Source organism: Enterobacter cloacae complex sp. 402C9 (assembly GCF_050030745.1).
GTDB lineage: Bacteria > Pseudomonadota > Gammaproteobacteria > Enterobacterales > Enterobacteriaceae > Enterobacter > Enterobacter intestinihominis.
This window is the reverse complement of sequence record NZ_JBLGUW010000001.1, coordinates 770,226-789,822: the sequence shown is the minus strand read 5'-3', so window position 1 is coordinate 789,822 and position 19,597 is coordinate 770,226. Positions and strand designations below refer to the sequence as shown.

Genomic DNA, 19,597 nt, shown 5'->3' with positions numbered 1-19,597 from the left:
TAAATACTCACACTCTTTATCCGGACGCTCCGGTAGGTTTCCCAACAATAGTCAAAACTGTAAAACACGAGTGAATGATACTCGCGGCAACAGCAACGCCTCACGGCACTGCACTCGTCTCGTTGGAGTCAATCTATGAAGTTGCCTTTTAAACCACATCTTCTTGTTCTGCTTTGCAGTGCGGGGCTGTTTGCCGCCTCGGGTGTCATGTACGTTAAAAGCCGCGCAACGGAACCTGCTACGCCTGCTCCGGTTACACAACAACCTGGCGCACCGGTAGCCCAGCCTGCGCCCGTCGCTGCCCCGGTCTACACTGCGGCGCAAATCGACCAATGGGTTGCCCCTGTCGCGCTTTACCCGGATGCCCTGCTGTCGCAAATCTTGATGGCGTCGACCTACCCGTCAAATGTTATTCAGGCCGCGCAGTGGTCGAAAGACAATCCTAAAATGCAGGGTGATGCCGCCCTGCAGGCGGTAGCCACCCAGCCGTGGGATCCCAGCGTAAAATCCCTGGTTGCGTTTCCTCAGCTGATGTCGTTGATGGGCGAAAATCCGCCATGGGTACAAAATCTGGGAGACGCCTTCCTTGCACAGCCGAAAGATGTGATGGATTCCGTACAGCGGCTGCGCCTGCTGGCCCAACAAACGGGTGCGCTACAATCCACACCGCAGCAGACGGTCACCACCGTCACGAAACCTGCATCGACAAAAACCACGACAACCGCAACGCCTACCAGCCCAACGGTGATCAAGATTGAATCCGCCGATCCGCAGGTGGTGTATGTTCCCACGTATAACCCGAATACGGTTTATGGTACCTGGCCTAACACCGCTTACCCGCCGGTCTATCTTCCGCCCTCACCCGGCGAGCAATTCACTGACAGTCTGGTTAAAGGATTAGGTTTTAGCCTCGGGGTCGCTACAACCTACGCCATTTTCAGCAATATTGACTGGGATGACGACGACTGGGATCACCATCATCACGATGATGACTAGGACAATCACGGCGGTTATAACCGCAACGGTGATAACAACATCAATATCAACGTGGATAATTTCAACAGAATCAGCGGGCAGCACCTGAACGGTAATAACCACACCTGGCAGCACAATCCTGCCTATCGTGAAGGCGTGCCTTACCCGAATAACCAGCTGGCTAACCGCTTCCACTCTACACAGCCAGCCACCGGGCTAAGCGCGACGCAGCAAAAACCAGTCAATCGCGACAGCCAGCGCCAGGCCGCTCTCAGCCAGATGGAAAAATCAACGGGTAAAACCCTCCCACACTCAGTACATACAGCCACGCGGGACGCACAACGTCTGGCCTCAACGCAACAGTTGAAGCAGATCTCGCAGCGAAATAACTATCGTGGATATGACACCAGGCCGCAGACCGTAAAACGGACGAGCACGCCGCAGCGTGTACATCATCAGACTGACATGCACAGACAGGAGAAGCGGGTTTCACAGACGGTACAGCAGCCAGCCAGGCTGCATCGGGCCAATGCCCTGAGCGGCAACGACAGCCGCTCCGCGAACTGGCAAGCCCAGCAGCAGCGCGGGGCGCAAAGCCGGCAGCTCGCTACTCGTCAACATCAGCCGCGCCAGCTCACTGGCGAACGCGCTGAACGCCATGAATTCCGTCATCGTTAAGGGAGCCGACATGAAACGTCAATTACTCAGTGGAATGGTGTTGTTCATGGTCTCGGCGGCCGTCATGGCACAGCAATCGTTCAGTTCGCCAGAACAGGCGACCAGTGCGCTGGCAAGCGCCATCAGCGAGCAAAATGAAAGTGCGATGAACAATTTGCTCGGTGAAAACTGGCGCGATTTCCTGCCGCCCGAAGGCGTTGATCCCGAAGCGGTCGATCGCTTCCTGCGCGACTGGAACGTTCATCATAAAACCGTCATCAGTGGCAACGTGGCGCACCTGGTAGTGGGCGATAACGGCTGGCAGCTACCGATCCCGGTGGTCAAAACGGCATCTGGCTGGCAGTTTGATATGCAGGAAGCCGCAGAAGAGATCCTGACCCGCGAAATCGGGCGCAACGAACTCGCAGCCATCGAAGCGCTTCACGCCTATGTTGATGCCCAGCAGAGCTATTTTGCGATGAACCAAAAGTACGCGCAGAAGATAGTCAGTTCTGAAGGTAAAAAGGATGGACTGTACTGGCCCGTCGCTCCCGGTGAAACGCCCAGCCCACTGGGTCCGGCGTTCAGTCCTCCACAGTCGGGGGCGGGTTACCATGGTTACCGATTCCGCATCCTGCCGGATGAGAAAGGATTTGCAATGATCGCCTGGCCGGTGAACTACGGTCAGACGGGGGTAATGAGCTTTGTAATTAACCAGGATGACGCGGTTTATCAGGCAGATCTCGGCAACGATTCGGCGCAGAAAGCGCAGGCTCTTAGTGAATACCAGCCGGATAAGACCTGGCAGCCTGTCACACCCTGAACGCAGCGCATAAAAAAAGCGGCCTGAGGCCGCTTTTTCATCTGAAGAAACTTATTTCTTCTTCGCTTTCGCGTTTGGCAGGTCAGTAATGCTACCTTCAAACACTTCTGCCGCCAGGCCCACGGACTCATGCAGAGTCGGGTGTGCGTGGATGGTCAGCGCGATGTCTTCTGCGTCGCAGCCCATTTCGATAGCCAGACCGATTTCACCCAGCAGCTCGCCGCCGTTGGTACCGACAATCGCACCACCGATGACGCGGTGAGTCTCTTTGTCGAAGATCAGTTTGGTCATACCGTCTGCGCAGTCGGACGCGATAGCACGGCCAGAAGCAGCCCACGGGAAGGTGGCAGTTTCATAGCTGATGCCTTTCTCTTTCGCTTCTTTCTCAGTCAGACCAACCCATGCAACTTCTGGCTCGGTATACGCGATAGATGGGATCACTTTCGGATCGAAGTAATGCTTCATGCCGGCGATAACTTCAGCGGCAACATGACCTTCGTGAACACCTTTGTGCGCCAGCATTGGCTGACCGACGATATCGCCGATAGCAAAGATGTGCGGCACGTTGGTACGCAGCTGTTTGTCAACGCGGATGAAGCCACGGTCGTCCACTTCCACGCCAGCTTTGCCCGCGTCGAGATTTTTACCGTTCGGCACACGGCCGATAGCCACCAGCACGGCGTCGTAACGCTGTGGTTCGGATGGGGCTTTTTTGCCTTCCATGGAAACGTAAATACCGTCTTCTTTCGCTTCAACGGCAGTCACTTTGGTTTCCAGCATCAGGTTGAATTTCTTGCTGATGCGTTTGGTGAAGACTTTAACGATATCTTTGTCGGCTGCCGGGATTACCTGGTCGAACATTTCAACCACGTCGATCTCTGAACCCAGCGCATGGTACACAGTACCCATTTCCAGACCGATGATACCGCCGCCCATAACCAGCAGACGCTTAGGAACGGTTTTCAGCTCCAGCGCATCGGTGGAATCCCACACGCGTGGATCTTCATGTGGAATGAATGGCAGTTCGATTGGGCGAGAGCCTGCCGCGATGATCGCGTTGTCGAAGTTGATCACGGTTTTGCCGTTTTCGCCTTCCACTTCCAGGGTGTTCGCACCGGTGAATTTACCCAGACCGTTTACCACTTTCACTTTACGGCCTTTGGCCATACCCGCCAGACCGCCGGTCAGCTGAGTGATAACTTTCTCTTTCCAGGTACGAATTTTGTCGATATCGGTTTTCGGCTCGCCGAAGACGATACCGTGTTCAGCCAGCGCTTTGGCTTCTTCGATAACTTTCGCTACGTGCAGCAGCGCTTTAGAAGGGATACAGCCGACGTTCAGACAAACACCGCCGAGGGTGCTGTAACGTTCTACGATGACGGTTTCCAGACCTAAATCCGCGGCGCGAAATGCTGCGGAGTAACCTGCCGGGCCTGCCCCAAGTACTACGACCTGAGTTTTGATTTCTGTGCTCATCATGACCTCTTAATGTATACCCGTCGTCCACCGGGTCGTTCTATCCGCCCGTATTTTACAAAATTGTTAACAATTTTGAAACAACAAACGGCTCACGAATTATCGCTTTCACCAATAACCTCAAAAACCCCATGAGATTATCAGAAAAAAGCCGGCCGACTGGCCGGCTTTTCGATTACATCACCAGGCGGCGAATGTCGCTCAGGGTGTTGTTGATGATGGTGATGAAACGCGCACCATCAGCCCCGTCGATTACGCGGTGGTCGAAGGACAGAGAGATTGGCATCATCAGACGCGGCACGAACTCTTTGCCATTCCACACCGGCTCCATCGCGGACTTGGACACACCGAGGATAGCCACTTCCGGCGCGTTTACAATCGGCGCGAAGTGGGTGGTACCCAGGCCGCCAATGCTGGAGATAGTGAAGCAGCCGCCCTGCATTTCGCCGGCAGTCAGCTTACCATCACGCGCTTTTTTGGAGATGGTGGTCAGTTCACGGGACAGCTCGGTAATGCTCTTCTTGTTCACGTCTTTGAAGACCGGAACCACCAGACCATTTGGCGTATCAACCGCAACACCGATGTTGATGTATTTCTTCAGCGTCAGCTTCTGGCCGTCTTCGGACAGGGAGCTGTTGAAGCGTGGCATCTGCTCAAGGGCAGCGGCAACGGCCTTCATGATGAAGACCACTGGGGTGAATTTCACGTCCAGTTTACGCTTCTCAGCTTCGGCGTTCTGCTGTTTACGGAACGCTTCCAGATCGGTGATATCGGTCTTATCGAAGTGCGTAACGTGCGGGATCATCACCCAGTTACGGCTCAGGTTAGCACCAGAGATTTTCTGGATACGGCCCAGCTCCACTTCTTCGATTTCACCGAACTTGCTGAAGTCCACTTTCGGCCATGGCAGCATGCCCGGGATACCGCCGCCAGCGGCTGCCGCAGGTGCAGCTTCGGCGCGTTTCACCGCGTCTTTCACGTAAGCCTGAACGTCTTCGCGCAGGATACGACCTTTACGGCCGGTGCCCTTCACTTTCGCCAGGTTCACACCGAATTCGCGCGCCAGGCGACGAATCAGCGGAGTCGCGTGGACGTAAGCGTCGTTTTCAGCGAACTCAGATTTTTCTGCTTTAGCAGCAGGGGCAGCAGCAGGTTTAGCAGCCTGAGCCGGTGCAGCAGCAGGTGCCGGAGCAGCCGCGGCAGCCGGAGCGGCGGCAGGCGCTGCGCCTTCCACTTCGAAGACCATGATCAGAGAGCCGGTAGACACTTTGTCGCCGGTGCTGATTTTGATCTCTTTAACGGTACCGGCGAACGGCGCAGGCACTTCCATAGAAGCTTTGTCGCCTTCAACGGTGATCAGTGACTGTTCAGCGGCAACTTTGTCGCCCACTTTCACCATCACTTCGGTCACTTCAACTTCGTCACCGCCGATATCCGGTACGTTAACGTCTTTCGCGCCGCCAGCAGCCGCTGGTGCAGCGGCCGGAGCCGGAGCAGCAGCCTGAGCAGGCGCAGCGGCAGGTGCTGCACCCGCCACTTCAAAGACCATGATCAGCGAGCCGGTAGACACTTTGTCGCCGGTGTTGATCTTGATCTCTTTAACGGTACCGGCGAACGGTGCTGGCACTTCCATAGAGGCTTTGTCGCCTTCTACGGTGATCAGTGACTGCTCAGCCGCAACGGTGTCGCCCACTTTCACCAGGATTTCGGTAACTTCAACTTCGTCACCGCCGATGTCAGGCACATTTACTTCTTTCGCTGCCGCGGCCGCTGCTGGAGCAGCAGCAGGAGCGGCTTCTTTCTTCTCTTCCTGCGCAGGTGCAGCAGCTGCTGCACCGTCGGCGGAATCGAAAATCATGATCAGTTTGCCAGTCTCGGTTTTATCGCCAACAGAGACTTTGATCTCTTTAACGATGCCAGCCTGAGGAGACGGGACTTCCATAGAGGCTTTGTCGCCTTCTACGGTGATCAGCGACTGTTCAGCTTCAACTTTGTCGCCTACTTTGACCAGGATCTCGGTGATTTCAACTTCATCAGCCCCGATGTCCGGTACATTGATTTCGATAGCCATTATTCTTTTACCTCTTACGCCAGACGCGGGTTAACTTTATCTGCATCGATGTTGAATTTGGTGATTGCGTCCGCAACCACTTTCTTATCGATTTCGCCACGTTTAGCCAGTTCGCCCAGTGCTGCTACAACCACGTAGGAAGCATCAACTTCGAAGTGGTGACGCAGGTTTTCGCGGCTGTCAGAACGACCGAAGCCGTCAGTACCCAGTACGCGATAATCATCAGCTGGAACGTAAGTACGAACCTGCTCAGCGAACAGTTTCATATAGTCAGTAGACGCCACCGCTGGCGCGTCGTTCATCACCTGAGCGATGTACGGAACGCGTGGGGTTTCCATTGGGTGCAGCATGTTCCAGCGCTCACAATCCTGGCCATCACGCGCCAGTTCAGTGAAGGAGGTCACAGAGTACACATCGGAACCCACACCGTAGTCTTTCGCCAGGATCTGCGCTGCTTCACGAACGTGACGCAGGATAGAACCGGAGCCCAGCAGCTGAACTTTACCTTTGCTACCTTCGATGGTTTCGAGTTTGTAGATACCTTTACGGATACCTTCCTCGGCACCTGCTGGCATTGCCGGCATGTGGTAGTTTTCGTTCAGGGTGGTGATGTAGTAGTAAACGTTCTCTTGCGCTTCACCGTACATGCGCTGCAGACCGTCATGCATGATGACTGCCACTTCGTACGCGTAAGACGGGTCGTAAGAGATACAGTTAGGGATAGTCAGAGACTGAATGTGGCTGTGACCATCTTCGTGCTGCAGACCTTCACCGTTCAGGGTCGTACGACCAGAAGTACCACCGATCAGGAAGCCGCGAGCCTGCTGGTCGCCTGCCTGCCAGCACAGATCACCGATACGCTGGAACCCGAACATGGAGTAGTAGATGTAGAACGGGATCATCGGCAGGTTGTTGGTGCTGTAAGAGGTCGCAGCAGCCAGCCAGGATGCGCCTGCGCCCAGCTCGTTGATACCTTCCTGCAGGATCTGACCTTTCTCGTCTTCTTTGTAGTATGCAACCTGCTCACGGTCCTGCGGAGTGTACTGCTGGCCGTTCGGGCTGTAGATACCGATCTGACGGAACAGACCTTCCATACCGAAAGTACGCGCTTCGTCGGCGATGATTGGAACCAGACGATCTTTGATTGACTTGTTCTTCAGCATCACGTTCAGGGCACGAACGAAAGCGATAGTGGTAGAGATCTCTTTGTTCTGCTCTTCCAGCAGCTGAGAGAAGTCTTCCAGGGCTGGCAGTTCCAGCTTCTCGGTGAAGTTAGGCTGACGAGCAGGCAGGTAGCCTTTCAGCGCCTGACGACGTTCGTGCAGGTACTTGTGCTCTTCAGACCCTTCCGGGAAGGTGATGTAAGACAGGTTTTCTACCTGCTCATCGGTCACTGGAACGTTGAAACGGTCGCGGATATAACGCACGCCGTCCATGTTCATTTTCTTAACCTGGTGAGCGATGTTTTTACCTTCTGCGGTATCACCCATGCCGTAACCTTTGATGGTGTGGGCCAGGATCACAGTCGCTTTACCTTTGGTTTCCTGCGCTTTTTTCAGTGCAGCGTAAACTTTCTTCGGATCGTGACCACCGCGGTTCAGCGCCCAGATCTGCTCGTCAGTCCAGTCTGCAACCAGGGCTGCGGTTTCAGGATATTTGCCGAAGAAGTGCTCACGAACGTAGGCACCGTCTTTGGATTTGAAAGTCTGGTAGTCGCCGTCAACGGTTTCGTTCATCAGCTGGATCAGTTTACCGCTGGTGTCTTTACGCAGCAGCTCATCCCAACGACCGCCCCACATGACTTTGATCACGTTCCAGCCTGCACCCGCGAAGATGCCTTCCAGTTCGTTAATGATCTTGCCGTTACCGGTTACCGGACCATCCAGACGTTGCAGGTTACAGTTGATGATGAAGCACAGGTTGTCCAGCTTCTCACGGGTCGCGATGGTGATCGCGCCTTTAGATTCTGGCTCATCCATTTCACCGTCGCCCAGGAAGGCGTAAACGGTCTGCTCAGAGGTGTCTTTCAGACCACGGTGTTCCAGGTACTTCAGGAATTTAGCCTGATAGATTGCACCAATTGGACCCAGACCCATAGATACGGTCGGGAACTGCCAGAACTCAGGCATCAGTTTAGGGTGCGGATAAGAAGACAGACCCTTACCGTGAACTTCCTGACGGAAGTTGTTCATCTGCTCTTCAGTCAGACGACCTTCCAGGAAGGCACGTGCATAGATGCCCGGAGAGATGTGGCCCTGGAAGTACACCAGATCGCCGCCGTCTTTCTCGTTGGCTGCACGGAAGAAGTGGTTGAAGCACACTTCGTAAACGGTTGCAGATGACTGGAAGGACGCCATGTGGCCACCCAGTTCCAGATCTTTCTTGGATGCGCGCAGAACGGTCATGATAGCGTTCCAGCGGATAGCAGAACGGATACGGCGTTCCAGATCCAGATTGCCCGGGTATTCCGGTTCGTCTTCGACGGCAATCGTGTTTACGTAGTTGCTAGCCCCTGCACCTGAAGCCACTTTCACGCCGCCTTTGCGCGCTTCTGAAAGCAGCTGATCAATCAGATACTGAGCACGCTCAACACCTTCTTCACGGATGACCGATTCGATCGCCTGTAGCCAGTCGCGAGTTTCGATCGGATCCACGTCATTTTGGAGACGTTCTGACATGGGGGTATTCCTTATCTATCTAATACGTTGATTTGTCTGGAACCTGTCCCATTGTGCTCTCGGTTAAGAGCACAATAAGACAGGTTCTGCGTTTAGTTGCCGCGCTCTAAAAGTACCTGGCGCTTAATCCTTTCGTTGCTGTATGCGGCGCAATGAACGCTCGCGACGCGATTGTTCACGGCTGCGGTCCAGCAAGATTTCCTCAATGAAAGCCAGATGGCGGTGCGACGCTTCACGCGCCTGCTCCGGTTCCCCGGCCATTATCGCCTCGAATACTCGGGTGCGATGGTTGCTTACCAGCGGGAGCATCTCCCGACGGGCATACAACAATTCAAAATTCTGACGAACGTTCTGGGCCAGCATGGGCTCCATGCAGCGTAGCAGATGGAGGAGCACCACGTTGTGCGCTGCTTCGGTGACGGCAATTTGATACTGGACAACGGCGCTGGATTCGGCGTCTAAGTCGCCGGACTGCTGTGCCCGTTCAATGGCCTGATGCAGCTCGCGAATACGTACGCGGTCTTCATCAGTGCTGCGAAGGGCGGCGTAATAGGCCGCGATACCTTCCAGCGCGTGACGGGTCTCAAGCAGATCAAACTGGGATTCTGGGTGGTCAGAGAGAAGTTCTACCAGCGGGTCGCTGAAGCTCTGCCACAGGCTGTTTTGCACAAAGGTTCCGCCACCCTGACGACGGAGCAACAGGCCCTTTGCTTCGAGACGTTGAATCGCCTCACGCAGAGAGGGGCGTGAAACGTCGAACTGTTTTGCCAGCTCGCGTTCTGGCGGGAGTTTCTCGCCCGGGCGCAGTGTCCCTTCGAGAATCAAAAACTCCAGCTGCTGCTCAATCACATCGGAAAGTTTTGGTTGGCGAATTTTGCTGTAGGCCATATTCCCTGTCTTACGCCTTTTTGCCCGGAGTCAATTGGTCTTACCAATTTCATGTTCGTATCGCTAAAGTAACAAAGTATTCACCTTCTGTCCATATTGGTTTTGATTGAAATCAGGAAACCCGGCATATTTTAACAACCTTACAGAACTAACGTTTCAGGAATGTAACTTTGCACAAATGAAATGGTTACTCCCAAAGGGGCAGTTTTAACCATATTTAAACGAGGGATTTTGCAATCTGAAGCGATTCAACAAGGCAAAATATGAAAATTCGCCCACTTATGACGCATTTCTATTCTATAGGTTGGGGTATGAGGGGTTAACGTACCGATTTACAATTGGTTTCTTTTTATTCAAGTCGTCATCATCCCTTCATAAAGCAGGTGCATTCGCTGGCACTTACCACTATTCTGGCGCTAACGGAAGCCATCTCCGCTTTTTTTCGGTATCGTTAGCCGTAAAGAAATAAATACAGAATATGGACTTTCATAATTACACACGCACAGCGTGAACATAACAACCACACACGAGGTTTCAAATGGAAGCTCAACAGCATGGCGATCAGCTAAAGCGCGGCCTTAAAAACCGCCATATTCAGCTCATCGCCCTGGGCGGTGCTATTGGTACTGGCCTGTTTCTGGGCAGTGCGTCCGTTATCCAGTCGGCCGGTCCGGGCATCATTCTGGGTTACGCGATTGCAGGTTTCATTGCGTTTTTGATTATGCGCCAGTTAGGGGAAATGGTCGTTGAGGAGCCGGTTGCAGGCTCTTTTAGCCACTTTGCCTATAAATACTGGGGCAGCTTTGCGGGCTTCGCCTCTGGATGGAACTACTGGGTTCTTTACGTGCTGGTTGCTATGGCGGAACTCACCGCCGTCGGTAAATACATTCAATTCTGGTACCCGGAGATCCCCACCTGGGCGTCTGCGGCAGTCTTCTTCGTGCTGATCAACGCCATTAACCTGACCAACGTGAAAGTGTTTGGGGAAATGGAGTTCTGGTTCGCCATTATCAAAGTAATTGCCGTTGTAGCGATGATCATTTTTGGCGGCTGGCTGCTCTTCAGCGGCAACGGTGGCCCGCAGGCAACCGTGCGCAACCTCTGGGAACAGGGCGGGTTCCTGCCGCACGGCATGACCGGCCTGGTAATGATGATGGCGATCATTATGTTCTCCTTCGGCGGTCTGGAGCTGGTGGGCATCACCGCCGCGGAAGCCGACAACCCGGAGCAGAGCATCCCGAAAGCCACAAATCAGGTTATCTACCGTATTCTGATCTTCTACGTGGGCTCCCTGGCGGTCCTGCTCTCCCTGCTGCCATGGACACGCGTCACGGCGGATACCAGCCCGTTTGTGCTGATCTTCCACGAGCTGGGCGACACCTTCGTGGCGAACGCGCTTAACGTCGTAGTGCTGACCGCCGCGCTCTCTGTTTATAACAGCTGCGTTTACTGCAACAGCCGTATGCTGTTCGGCCTGGCGCAACAGGGCAACGCACCGAAAGCGCTGCTTACCGTTGATAAACGTGGCGTACCGGTTAACACCATTATCGTGTCGGCGGTCGTGACGGCGCTTTGCGTTCTGATTAACTACCTGGCACCGGAATCGGCCTTCGGCCTGCTGATGGCGTTGGTGGTTTCCGCGCTGGTGATCAACTGGGCGATGATTAGCCTCGCGCACATCAAGTTCCGCCGCGCCAAGCAGCAGCAGGGCGTAACCACGCGCTTCCCTGCCCTGCTCTATCCGCTGGGGAACTGGGTTTGCCTGCTGTTCATGGCGGCCGTGCTGGTCATCATGCTCATCACGCCAGGCATGGCGATTTCCGTCTACCTCATCCCGGTGTGGATTGCGATCCTCGGCGTGGGCTATATGGTGAAACAGAAAAACGCCAAAACGGTGAAAGCGCACTAAGTGTTTTCTCGCTGTACCCGCGGTTGCGGGTACAGCGTCTTGTTACCTTCCTCACAAATTCACGCCAACAGCAAAATCCTCCATATCACCGCCCTTATATTGCAACGCATATATCCGTTTGCCAGCGAATAATTCTCTCCATACCGAAACCCGGAGATCTGTCGATGGATAACAACAAACTGTCAGTAAAAGAAAAGATCGGCTATGGCATGGGTGACGCCGGATGCAACATTATCTTTGGCGCCATCATGTTATTTGTTAACTATTTTTATACGGATATTTTTGGTCTGGCGCCTGCGCTGGTTGGGGTACTGCTGCTGTCCGTTCGCGTGATTGACGCCGTAACGGACCCAATCATGGGCGCGATTGCCGACCGTACCCGCAGCAAATATGGCCGATTTCGTCCATGGCTACTGTGGATTGCCTTCCCCTATGCGCTGTTCAGCATCCTGATGTTCACCACCCCAGAGTGGAGCTATAACAGCAAAGTTATCTATGCATTTGTCACCTACTTCCTGCTGTCGCTGACCTATACCGCCATCAACATTCCGTACTGCTCGCTCGGTGGCGTGATCACCAACGACCCGAAAGAGCGCGTTGCCTGCCAGTCCTATCGTTTTGTTATGGTCGGTATCGCCACGCTGCTGCTGTCGCTTACGCTCCTGCCAATGGCCGACTGGTTCGGTGGGGATAACAAAGCCAAAGGCTACCAGATGGCGATGACCGTGCTGGCGCTGATTGGTACCTGCATGTTCCTGTTCTGCTTCGCCACGGTGCGCGAGCGCGTTCGCCCGGCGGTACAAACCCATGACGAACTGAAAAACGACCTGAAGGATGTGTGGAAGAATGACCAGTGGGTGCGCATTCTGCTTCTGACGCTCTGCAACGTCTGCCCGGGCTTTATCCGCATGGCGGCCACCATGTATTACGTCACCTGGGTAATGGGGCAAAGCACCCATTTCGCCACGCTGTTTATCAGCCTGGGCGTTGTCGGCATGATGTTCGGTAGTATGCTGGCGAAAGTGCTGACCGACCGCTGGTGCAAGCTGAAGGTCTTCTTCTGGACCAACATCGCGCTGGCGATTTTCTCCTGCGCCTTCTACTTCTTCGACCCGAAAGCGACGACAACCATTGTTGTGCTTTACGTCCTGCTGAATATCCTGCACCAGATCCCATCCCCTCTGCACTGGTCACTGATGGCCGACGTGGACGACTACGGTGAATGGAAAACCGGGAAACGTATCACCGGGATCAGCTTCTCCGGCAACATCTTCTTCCTGAAGCTGGGTCTGGCGATTGCCGGGGCGATGGTTGGCTTCCTGCTCTCCTGGTACGGTTATGACGCGGGCGCAAAAGCGCAGAGCGCGGATGCCATCAACGGCATTGTGCTGCTCTTTACCGTCATCCCTGGCATTGGATATTTAATTACCGCGGGCGTTGTACGTCTGCTGAAAGTGGACCGTGAGACCATGAAGCAAATCCAGTCCGATCTGGAGAAGCGTCGCACCAACTATCGTGAACTGAGCGACTATCAGGAATTTAAAGCCGCTGAGACTAAATAAGGAAAGCCGAATGCAAACCTGGCCAAACCCGTTTATTGAACAACGCGCCGACCCGTATATCCTGCGCCACGAAGGACAATATTACTTTATCGCCTCCGTGCCGGAGTATGACCGGCTGGCGATCCGCCGCGCGGACTCGCTGGAAGATTTAGGCAATGCCGAAGAGGTAGTTGTCTGGCGCAAGCCCGACACCGGCCCGATGAGCCAGCTGATCTGGGCACCGGAACTGCATCATATCGACGGCAAGTGGTACATCTACTTTGCCGCCACACATACCCAGGCGCTCGACGAACTCGGGATGTTCCAGCATCGCATGTTCGCCATTGAATGCGCAGATCGCGATCCGCTCACCGGTACATGGGTGGAAAAAGGGCAAATCAAAACCCCGTTTGACACCTTCGCGCTGGATGCCACTACCTTTGTGCATCAGGGCAAACGCTGGTATCTGTGGGCGCAAAAAGCCCCGGACATTTCCGGTAACTCCAATCTTTACCTGTGTGAAATGGAAAATCCGTGGACGCTGAAAGGCGAGCCGGTGATGCTCAGTAAACCGGAATATGACTGGGAGTGCCGCGGATTCTGGGTCAACGAAGGCCCGGCGGTGCTGTTCCATGGCGATAAGCTATTTATCAGCTATTCCGCCAGCGCCACCGACGAGAATTACTGCATGGGATTACTGTGGATAGACGTAGATGCCGATCCGCAAAACCCGACTAACTGGCATAAATCCCCGCGCCCGGTGTTCGTCACCAGCTACGAAAACCGTCAGTATGGACCAGGCCATAACAGCTTTACGCAGACGCCGGAAGGCGACGATGTGCTGGTCTACCACGCGCGAAACTACACTGAAATTGAAGGCGATCCGCTTTACGATCCGAATCGCCACACTCGCCTGAAGCTCGTCCGCTGGGACGGCAACGGGATGCCTGATTTCGGCATCCCGCCTGCGGATACGCTGTAACGGCTTCGGCGCGCTGGGTCAGACCAGCGTGCCGTAAATCGTCAGCAACGCCACAATCACCACCACCACAAACGACGTTTTTTTCGCCATCGAGACGGCAGCTTTAGGCGTTTCGACTTTGTTCGTGTGCGGCTCGCGAGCCAGCGAGAATTGAGCCAGTCGGGTTAAGACCTGATACTGCGCGGTATGGCGGTCTGCAAGGGAGGCAAACCACGCTGGCAACGCCTTTTCACCGTGACCGATGAGGGCATAGACCACGCCGACCAGTCGCACCGGAAGCCAGTCGAGCACGTGCAGAATGGCATCAATGCCGGACTGGAGACGTTCATGCGGCGTAAGGTAGCGGGCAAGCCAGGTCTGCCAGGCGCGCAGAAAAGCATAGCCCATCAGCAGTACTGGTCCCCATGGACCGCCCACCACAAACCAGAACAGCGGCGCCAGGTAGTAACGGAAGTTAATCCACAGCAGCGCGTTTTGTAGCTCGCGCAGAAATTCGCGTTCATCGCAGTCCGGCGGTACGCCGTGGATCATCGTCAGCTCGCTCGCCATCGCGCCGCGCGCGTGGACATCATCCCGGGAAGCAGCTTTCAGATACGCGTGATAGTGCAAACGCACCTTGCCCGCGCCAATACACAACACGCCCAGCAGTATCCATACCACCAGCAGCGGCACGTTGAAAAAGAGGCCGTAAAGTGAGCGTAGCAACAGGAACGTAATCACCATCACACCTGCCGTCATAAGCAGCGTGCGTAGCATGGAAAAATGCCTGATCCGGCGGAATAACACTTCCAGCCGATGATCCAGATGCCAGTGCTCGCCGAGCTTAAACAGGCGTTCGGCGATCATAACCAGCAGCATGGTAAACAACGTCATGTTATCTCCTTATCTGACGACGTGGTAAGCATGGCGTGAAACCGGGACCAGTCAAACGCCGGGCCGGGGTCGGTTTTTCTTTCGGGGGCGATGTCGCTGTGCCCCGTAATATTGTCTGCAATGGCGGGATAAAGCCCCACTAAAGTTTGCGTCACAGCAACCAGTTTCTGATATTGCGCATCGGTGTAAGGCGTGGTGTCCGTTCCTTCCAGTTCAATTCCAATGGAGAAATCATTGCACCGTTCGCGCCCCTGATACATCGACACGCCGGCATGCCAGGCTCGCTTATCAAAAGGAACATACTGAACCACTTCGCCATCACGGCGGATCAGGCAGTGCGCCGATACGCGCAAATGCGCAATCTCAGCAAAGTAAGGATGAGCATCGGGATCTATCGTTCCTGTGAATAACGCGTCGATCCACGGACCGCCAAACTCACCTGGCGGGAGACTTATGTTGTGAACCACCAGCAGTGTGGGCTTTTCATCCTCCGGGCGGCAATCGTGGTGCGGCGACGGTACATGTCGCGCGTCCACCAGCCATCCGTTTTCTAACAACATGCTGGAACTCCTTATCTATGGTGCTGTTACTCGGTTCAGAGTAGCATGTTTCAATATTATGATTCGTTACCAATTTGGAGTTTTATCATGCCGCCTCGCCGCTATAACCCCGACCACCGACGTGACGCGCTTCTGGAACGTATTAATAGTGATATCCCGGCAAGCGTTGCCCATGCCCTGAGAGAAGACCTCGGCGGTGACGTCAGCGCCGATAACGATATTACCGCCCAATTGTTGCCAAAAGAGACACGGTCGCACGCGGTAGTCATCACCCGCGAAGCGGGGGTTTTCTGCGGCAAACGCTGGGTTGAGGAGGTCTTTACCCAGCTGGCGGGCGACGAGGTGCAGGTAACATGGCACGTTGAGGACGGTGATGCGGTCACTGCAAATCAGCCACTGTTCGAGCTGGACGGCCCGTCCCGCGTCTTGCTGACCGGTGAACGCACCGCGCTCAATTTTGTGCAAACGCTCTCTGGCGTTGCCAGTGAAGTACGCCGCTACGTTGACCTGCTGGCAGGCACCCGCACGCAGCTGCTGGATACCCGTAAAACCCTGCCGGGCCTGCGCACCGCGCTGAAATACGCCGTGCTCTGCGGCGGTGGCGCCAACCATCGTCTGGGGCTATCCGATGCCTTCCTGATCAAAGAGAACCACATTATTGCCTCTGGCTCGGTACGTCAGGCCGTGGAAAAAGCCTTCTGGCTGCATCCGGATGTGCCGGTCGAAGTGGAAGTGGAAACGCTGGATGAGCTGGACGAGGCCATTAAAGCGGGGGCTGACATCATCATGCTCGATAACTTCGACACGGAGCAGATGCGTGAAGCGGTCAAACGCACAAACGGCCAGGCGCAGCTTGAGGTGTCCGGCAACGTGACGTTCGACACCCTCCGCGAATTTGCTGAAACCGGCGTCGATTATATCTCCGTTGGCGCCCTGACCAAGCACGTACGTGCCCTGGACCTCTCGATGCGCTTCAAATAACTGATCTTCCCCTCTCCGCCCGGAGAGGGGAAATACGAAACCGCTCGCAATTACGCTGTCCTTCTCTGCAACACTGAATCATTTCCCTGAAAGCCCTTTCACGTTCGCGCTTTTGCCCCTCGTTTCTGCGCGCCGGTACTGCCACAGTAGCGCCACTTAACGTAAGGAGCAGATATGAACAGACAACAAGGATTTACCCTGATTGAGCTAATGGTGGTCATTGGCATTATTGCCATCCTGAGCGCGATTGGCATCCCGGCCTATCAGAACTACCTGCGAAAAGCAGCGCTCACCGATATGCTTCAAACGTTCATTCCCTACCGCACCGCTATTGAGCTTTGCGCCCTGGATCGTGGTGGTGTGGATCGCTGCGACGCAGGAACCAATGGTATCCCCTCCCCGACTACCACGCGTTACGTTTCAGCGATGAGCGTGGCGAAGGGGATCGTATCGTTAACAGGACAGGAGAGTCTTAACGGACTTGAAGTGCTCATGACACCGATCTGGAGCGACGGTAACGGTATGACGGGCTGGACGCGCGCCTGCAACATTGCGTCCGACACGGCGCTCAGACAAGCCTGTGAAGATGTTTTCCGCTTCGACAACAACTGACAGGAGTGGACAATGAACACCGAACAGCTTATGACGCTCTGTCAGCGCCATCACGCACTGCTACTCGCAAGCGACACCGAGATGATCAGCATTGCGGTGGTGGGTAATCCTGCCTCTGAGCTGATGGAAGCGTTACGCTTCGCCACGCAGAAACGTATTGATATTGAGTGCTGGACGGCCGAACGGATGGAAAAACGGCTTCAGTCCCTCTCATCATCACACCTGCCGGGAATAGTGCCAAACTCAGCCGCTGACGTGCTCAGTACAACGTTGCAGCAGGCAGTGAACCAGCGGGCTTCTGACATCCATATTGAACCGACGGAGCACGGCTACCAGATCCGTTTGCGAATCGACGGTGTTCTCTACCCGCAACCGCCGGTTTCCGCCGCCCTCGGTACGACGCTTGCCGCACGCCTGAAGGTGCTGGGCCAACTGGATATTGCGGAGCGCCGCCTGCCGCAGGACGGTCAGTTTACGGTGGAGCTGGCAAGCGTCCCCGTCTCTTTTCGTATCGCAACCCTTCCCTGTAGCGGTGGAGAAAAAATCGTGCTTCGTCTGCTTCACCAGGTGCAGCAGGCACTGGAGCTTGAACTGCTGGGGATGAGTGCAGACCAGCAGGCCCGTTTTGCCGGGGCGCTTAACAGCCCTCAGGGGTTGATTCTGGTCACCGGCCCGACCGGTAGCGGGAAAACGGTGACGCTGTACAGCGCGTTACAGGCGCGAAATACCCCTGACGTTAATATTTGCAGCGTGGAAGATCCCGTTGAAATCCCGCTTGCAGGCTTAAACCAGACGCAGATTAATCCGCGCGCGGGGCTGACCTTCCAGAGCGTGCTGCGTGCCCTGCTCAGGCAGGATCCTGACATCATTATGGTGGGTGAAATTCGTGACGGCGAAACGGCAGAAATTGCCATTAAGGCGGCGCAAACCGGGCATCTGGTGCTGTCCACCCTCCATACTAATTCGACGACTGAAACGCTGGTACGGCTGCAACAGATGGGCGTCGCGCGCTGGATGATCTCTTCGGCGCTCTCGATGGTGATTGCCCAGCGGCTGGTGCGTCGTTTATGCCCGTACTGCCGACAGGAAGCCAGCCGCCACACCGAATTACCTCGCACGCTGTGGCCCCGGCCGCTTCCTCGCTGGCAACCCACCGGTTGCGAGCGCTGCTACCACGGTTTTTATGGTCGCGTAGCCATTTTTGAAGTGCTCGTCATCGACGACACGCTGCGGCAGGCCATCGCCAGCGGAGCAAGCACGGAGGTGATTGGGTCCAGCGCACGTCAGGCGGGAATGACATCTTTGTTTGAGCATGGCTGCATGGCCGTGGAGCAAGGGCTGACCACGCTCGAAGAGCTGTTGCGCGTCCTGGGAATGCCCGATGGCTGCTAATTCGCTCTGGCGCTGGCGTGCCCTGACCACCGAGGGGGAGGTGCAAACCGGCACCCTCTGGGCCATCGACCGTAACGCAGCTTACACGGCTCTGGTGCTTAAACAGCTGCACCCGCTGGCGCTAAAACGCTGCCAGCAGCGACACCGATGGCAGGTGCAACACTGCTACGATATTTTTCGCCAGCTCGCCACGCTGCTACAGGCCGGACTTACGCTGTCCCAAAGCCTGCACATGCTGGCGGAACAGCATCCTTTGAAGCACTGGCAGGCGCTGCTGCACAGTCTTGCTGATGACCTGAGCGAAGGTTGTGCCCTGTCAGAGGCCATGAAGAAATGGCCAGAGGTGTTTAGCCCCCTTTATGTCTCGATGGTGAAGACGGGTGAGCTGACGGGTAAGCTCGAAGCCTGCTGCCGTCAGCTTGCGCAGCAACAAAAATCCCAGCAGCAGCTCAGTGCAAAGGTGAAGAAAGCGCTGCGCTATCCGCTGATCATCCTGACGCTGGCCGTTTTCGTGGTGCTGGCGATGGTCACGCTGGTTTTGCCTGAGTTTGCTGCAATCTACAAAACGTTCAACACCCCGCTCCCTTTGCTCACGCAGGCAGTCATGGGGCTGGCGGCCCTGGTTCAGGCGCATATGCTCACCCTTTTGGCCCTGCTCGTGGCAATGGTTGTCATCGCCTGTAAGCTGCGGCGGCATCCGCGCTGGCAGTACGTCCTGTTACATGTACCGGTGATGGGCACGCTGATGCGTGGGCAAAAACTGGGGCAAATTTTTACCGTGCTGTCATTAACCCAGCAGGCTGGAATTGCTTTTTTACAAGGAGTGGAGAGTGTGGAGGAGACCGTTGAGAGTGGCTATTGGCAGGAGAAACTCCGTGAGATACGCAGCGATATCGAACAGGGGATGCCCGTGTGGTCCTCCTTCCAGAAGGCCTCTGTTTTTACACCACTGTGTATTCAGCTCATTCGCACCGGAGAAGTGTCGGGTTCACTGGATGTGATGCTGATGAATCTGGCCCGCCATCATACGGAACAGACATTCCAGCAGGCAGACAATCTGGCGGCGCTTCTTGAGCCTTTGCTACTGGTCGTGACAGGTCTGATTATTGGCACGCTGGTGGTGGCGATGTATCTGCCAATTTTCCATCTGGGGGATGCAATGAGCGCGGGGTAATGCTG

At 55.2% G+C, this 19,597-nt stretch carries 14 protein-coding genes and 1 pseudogene; 9 read left to right on the top strand and 6 right to left on the bottom strand.

All coding sequences use genetic code 11. The features are described from left to right. The first annotated feature begins 135 nt into the window (after nucleotides 1-135). Both ACQG1K_RS03720 and ACQG1K_RS03715 read left to right on the top strand, forming a co-directional pair. Nucleotides 136-1,653, top strand: a pseudogene (locus ACQG1K_RS03720) (DUF3300 domain-containing protein). A 10-nt stretch (nucleotides 1,654-1,663) separates the two neighbouring features. Beyond that, nucleotides 1,664-2,455 carry a DUF2950 family protein gene (locus ACQG1K_RS03715; protein WP_063200335.1) on the top strand — a complete coding sequence of 264 codons (792 nt, stop codon included), beginning with the start codon at nucleotides 1,664-1,666 and terminating at the stop codon, nucleotides 2,453-2,455. Nucleotides 2,456-2,506: 51 nt separating this feature from the next. Here the strand turns inward: ACQG1K_RS03715 and lpdA are convergent, their stop codons facing one another. The 4 genes from lpdA to pdhR form a co-directional block, all read right to left on the bottom strand. After that, entirely contained in the window at nucleotides 2,507-3,931 is a 1,425-nt protein-coding gene (gene lpdA / locus ACQG1K_RS03710) for a dihydrolipoyl dehydrogenase (RefSeq protein ID WP_003856313.1), read from the bottom strand. A 175-nt stretch (nucleotides 3,932-4,106) separates the two neighbouring features. After that, nucleotides 4,107-6,002 (bottom strand): pyruvate dehydrogenase complex dihydrolipoyllysine-residue acetyltransferase, encoded by a 1,896-nt coding sequence (gene aceF, locus ACQG1K_RS03705; RefSeq protein ID WP_022647065.1) that lies wholly within the window; start codon nucleotides 6,000-6,002, stop codon nucleotides 4,107-4,109. Nucleotides 6,003-6,016: 14 nt separating this feature from the next. Beyond that, nucleotides 6,017-8,680, bottom strand: coding sequence for a pyruvate dehydrogenase (acetyl-transferring), homodimeric type (gene aceE, locus ACQG1K_RS03700; RefSeq protein ID WP_022647064.1), 2,664 nt, complete (start codon nucleotides 8,678-8,680; stop codon nucleotides 6,017-6,019). Nucleotides 8,681-8,803: 123 nt separating this feature from the next. After that, nucleotides 8,804-9,568, bottom strand: coding sequence for a pyruvate dehydrogenase complex transcriptional repressor PdhR (gene pdhR / locus ACQG1K_RS03695; protein WP_006173806.1), 765 nt, complete (start codon nucleotides 9,566-9,568; stop codon nucleotides 8,804-8,806). A 538-nt stretch (nucleotides 9,569-10,106) separates the two neighbouring features. On the opposite strand from pdhR, the gene aroP reads away from it, so the two are divergent. From aroP to ACQG1K_RS03680, 3 genes are all read left to right on the top strand, one after another. Beyond that, nucleotides 10,107-11,477 carry an aromatic amino acid transporter AroP gene (gene aroP, locus ACQG1K_RS03690; protein WP_023299335.1) on the top strand — a complete coding sequence of 457 codons (1,371 nt, stop codon included), beginning with the start codon at nucleotides 10,107-10,109 and terminating at the stop codon, nucleotides 11,475-11,477. Nucleotides 11,478-11,641: 164 nt separating this feature from the next. Beyond that, entirely contained in the window at nucleotides 11,642-13,039 is a 1,398-nt protein-coding gene (locus ACQG1K_RS03685; RefSeq protein ID WP_022647062.1) for a glycoside-pentoside-hexuronide (GPH):cation symporter, read from the top strand. A 10-nt stretch (nucleotides 13,040-13,049) separates the two neighbouring features. Then, a complete protein-coding gene (locus ACQG1K_RS03680) occupies nucleotides 13,050-14,000 on the top strand; it encodes a glycoside hydrolase family 43 protein (RefSeq protein WP_367074827.1) in 951 nt (316 codons plus the stop codon). 18 nt (nucleotides 14,001-14,018) lie between these two features. Here ACQG1K_RS03680 and ampE read toward each other — a convergent pair whose 3' ends face one another. Beyond that, a complete protein-coding gene (gene ampE, locus ACQG1K_RS03675) occupies nucleotides 14,019-14,873 on the bottom strand; it encodes a beta-lactamase regulator AmpE (RefSeq protein ID WP_023299333.1) in 855 nt (284 codons plus the stop codon). Then, nucleotides 14,870-15,433 carry a 1,6-anhydro-N-acetylmuramyl-L-alanine amidase AmpD gene (gene ampD, locus ACQG1K_RS03670; RefSeq protein ID WP_022647059.1) on the bottom strand — a complete coding sequence of 188 codons (564 nt, stop codon included), beginning with the start codon at nucleotides 15,431-15,433 and terminating at the stop codon, nucleotides 14,870-14,872. The genes ampE and ampD overlap by 4 nt, the downstream gene beginning before the upstream one ends. 87 nt (nucleotides 15,434-15,520) lie before the next feature. On the opposite strand from ampD, the gene nadC reads away from it, so the two are divergent. The 4 genes from nadC to hofC all read left to right on the top strand — a co-directional run bounded on the left by nadC (nucleotide 15,521) and on the right by hofC (nucleotide 19,592). Next, a complete protein-coding gene (gene nadC / locus ACQG1K_RS03665) occupies nucleotides 15,521-16,414 on the top strand; it encodes a carboxylating nicotinate-nucleotide diphosphorylase (RefSeq protein ID WP_022647058.1) in 894 nt (297 codons plus the stop codon). A gap of 174 nt (nucleotides 16,415-16,588) precedes the next feature. Continuing rightward, nucleotides 16,589-17,026 carry a prepilin peptidase-dependent pilin gene (ppdD, locus tag ACQG1K_RS03660; RefSeq protein ID WP_165715723.1) on the top strand — a complete coding sequence of 146 codons (438 nt, stop codon included), beginning with the start codon at nucleotides 16,589-16,591 and terminating at the stop codon, nucleotides 17,024-17,026. 12 nt (nucleotides 17,027-17,038) lie between these two features. Then, entirely contained in the window at nucleotides 17,039-18,418 is a 1,380-nt protein-coding gene (gspE, locus tag ACQG1K_RS03655) for a type II secretion system protein GspE (RefSeq protein WP_022647056.1), read from the top strand. Beyond that, nucleotides 18,408-19,592 carry a protein transport protein HofC gene (gene hofC / locus ACQG1K_RS03650; protein ID WP_367074831.1) on the top strand — a complete coding sequence of 395 codons (1,185 nt, stop codon included), beginning with the start codon at nucleotides 18,408-18,410 and terminating at the stop codon, nucleotides 19,590-19,592. Before gspE ends, hofC begins: the two co-directional genes overlap by 11 nt. The last annotated feature ends 5 nt before the right edge of the window (nucleotides 19,593-19,597 follow it).

Coding starts and splice junctions, on each gene's coding strand:
- ACQG1K_RS03715 (WP_063200335.1), top strand. CDS start 1,664: ATGAAACGTCAATTACTCAGTGGAATGGTGTTGTTCATGGTCTCGGCG.
- lpdA (WP_003856313.1), bottom strand. CDS start 3,931: ATGAGCACAGAAATCAAAACTCAGGTCGTAGTACTTGGGGCAGGCCCG.
- aceF (WP_022647065.1), bottom strand. CDS start 6,002: ATGGCTATCGAAATCAATGTACCGGACATCGGGGCTGATGAAGTTGAA.
- aceE (WP_022647064.1), bottom strand. CDS start 8,680: ATGTCAGAACGTCTCCAAAATGACGTGGATCCGATCGAAACTCGCGAC.
- pdhR (WP_006173806.1), bottom strand. CDS start 9,568: ATGGCCTACAGCAAAATTCGCCAACCAAAACTTTCCGATGTGATTGAG.
- aroP (WP_023299335.1), top strand. CDS start 10,107: ATGGAAGCTCAACAGCATGGCGATCAGCTAAAGCGCGGCCTTAAAAAC.
- ACQG1K_RS03685 (WP_022647062.1), top strand. CDS start 11,642: ATGGATAACAACAAACTGTCAGTAAAAGAAAAGATCGGCTATGGCATG.
- ACQG1K_RS03680 (WP_367074827.1), top strand. CDS start 13,050: ATGCAAACCTGGCCAAACCCGTTTATTGAACAACGCGCCGACCCGTAT.
- ampE (WP_023299333.1), bottom strand. CDS start 14,873: ATGACGTTGTTTACCATGCTGCTGGTTATGATCGCCGAACGCCTGTTT.
- ampD (WP_022647059.1), bottom strand. CDS start 15,433: ATGTTGTTAGAAAACGGATGGCTGGTGGACGCGCGACATGTACCGTCG.
- nadC (WP_022647058.1), top strand. CDS start 15,521: ATGCCGCCTCGCCGCTATAACCCCGACCACCGACGTGACGCGCTTCTG.
- ppdD (WP_165715723.1), top strand. CDS start 16,589: ATGAACAGACAACAAGGATTTACCCTGATTGAGCTAATGGTGGTCATT.
- gspE (WP_022647056.1), top strand. CDS start 17,039: ATGAACACCGAACAGCTTATGACGCTCTGTCAGCGCCATCACGCACTG.
- hofC (WP_367074831.1), top strand. CDS start 18,408: ATGGCTGCTAATTCGCTCTGGCGCTGGCGTGCCCTGACCACCGAGGGG.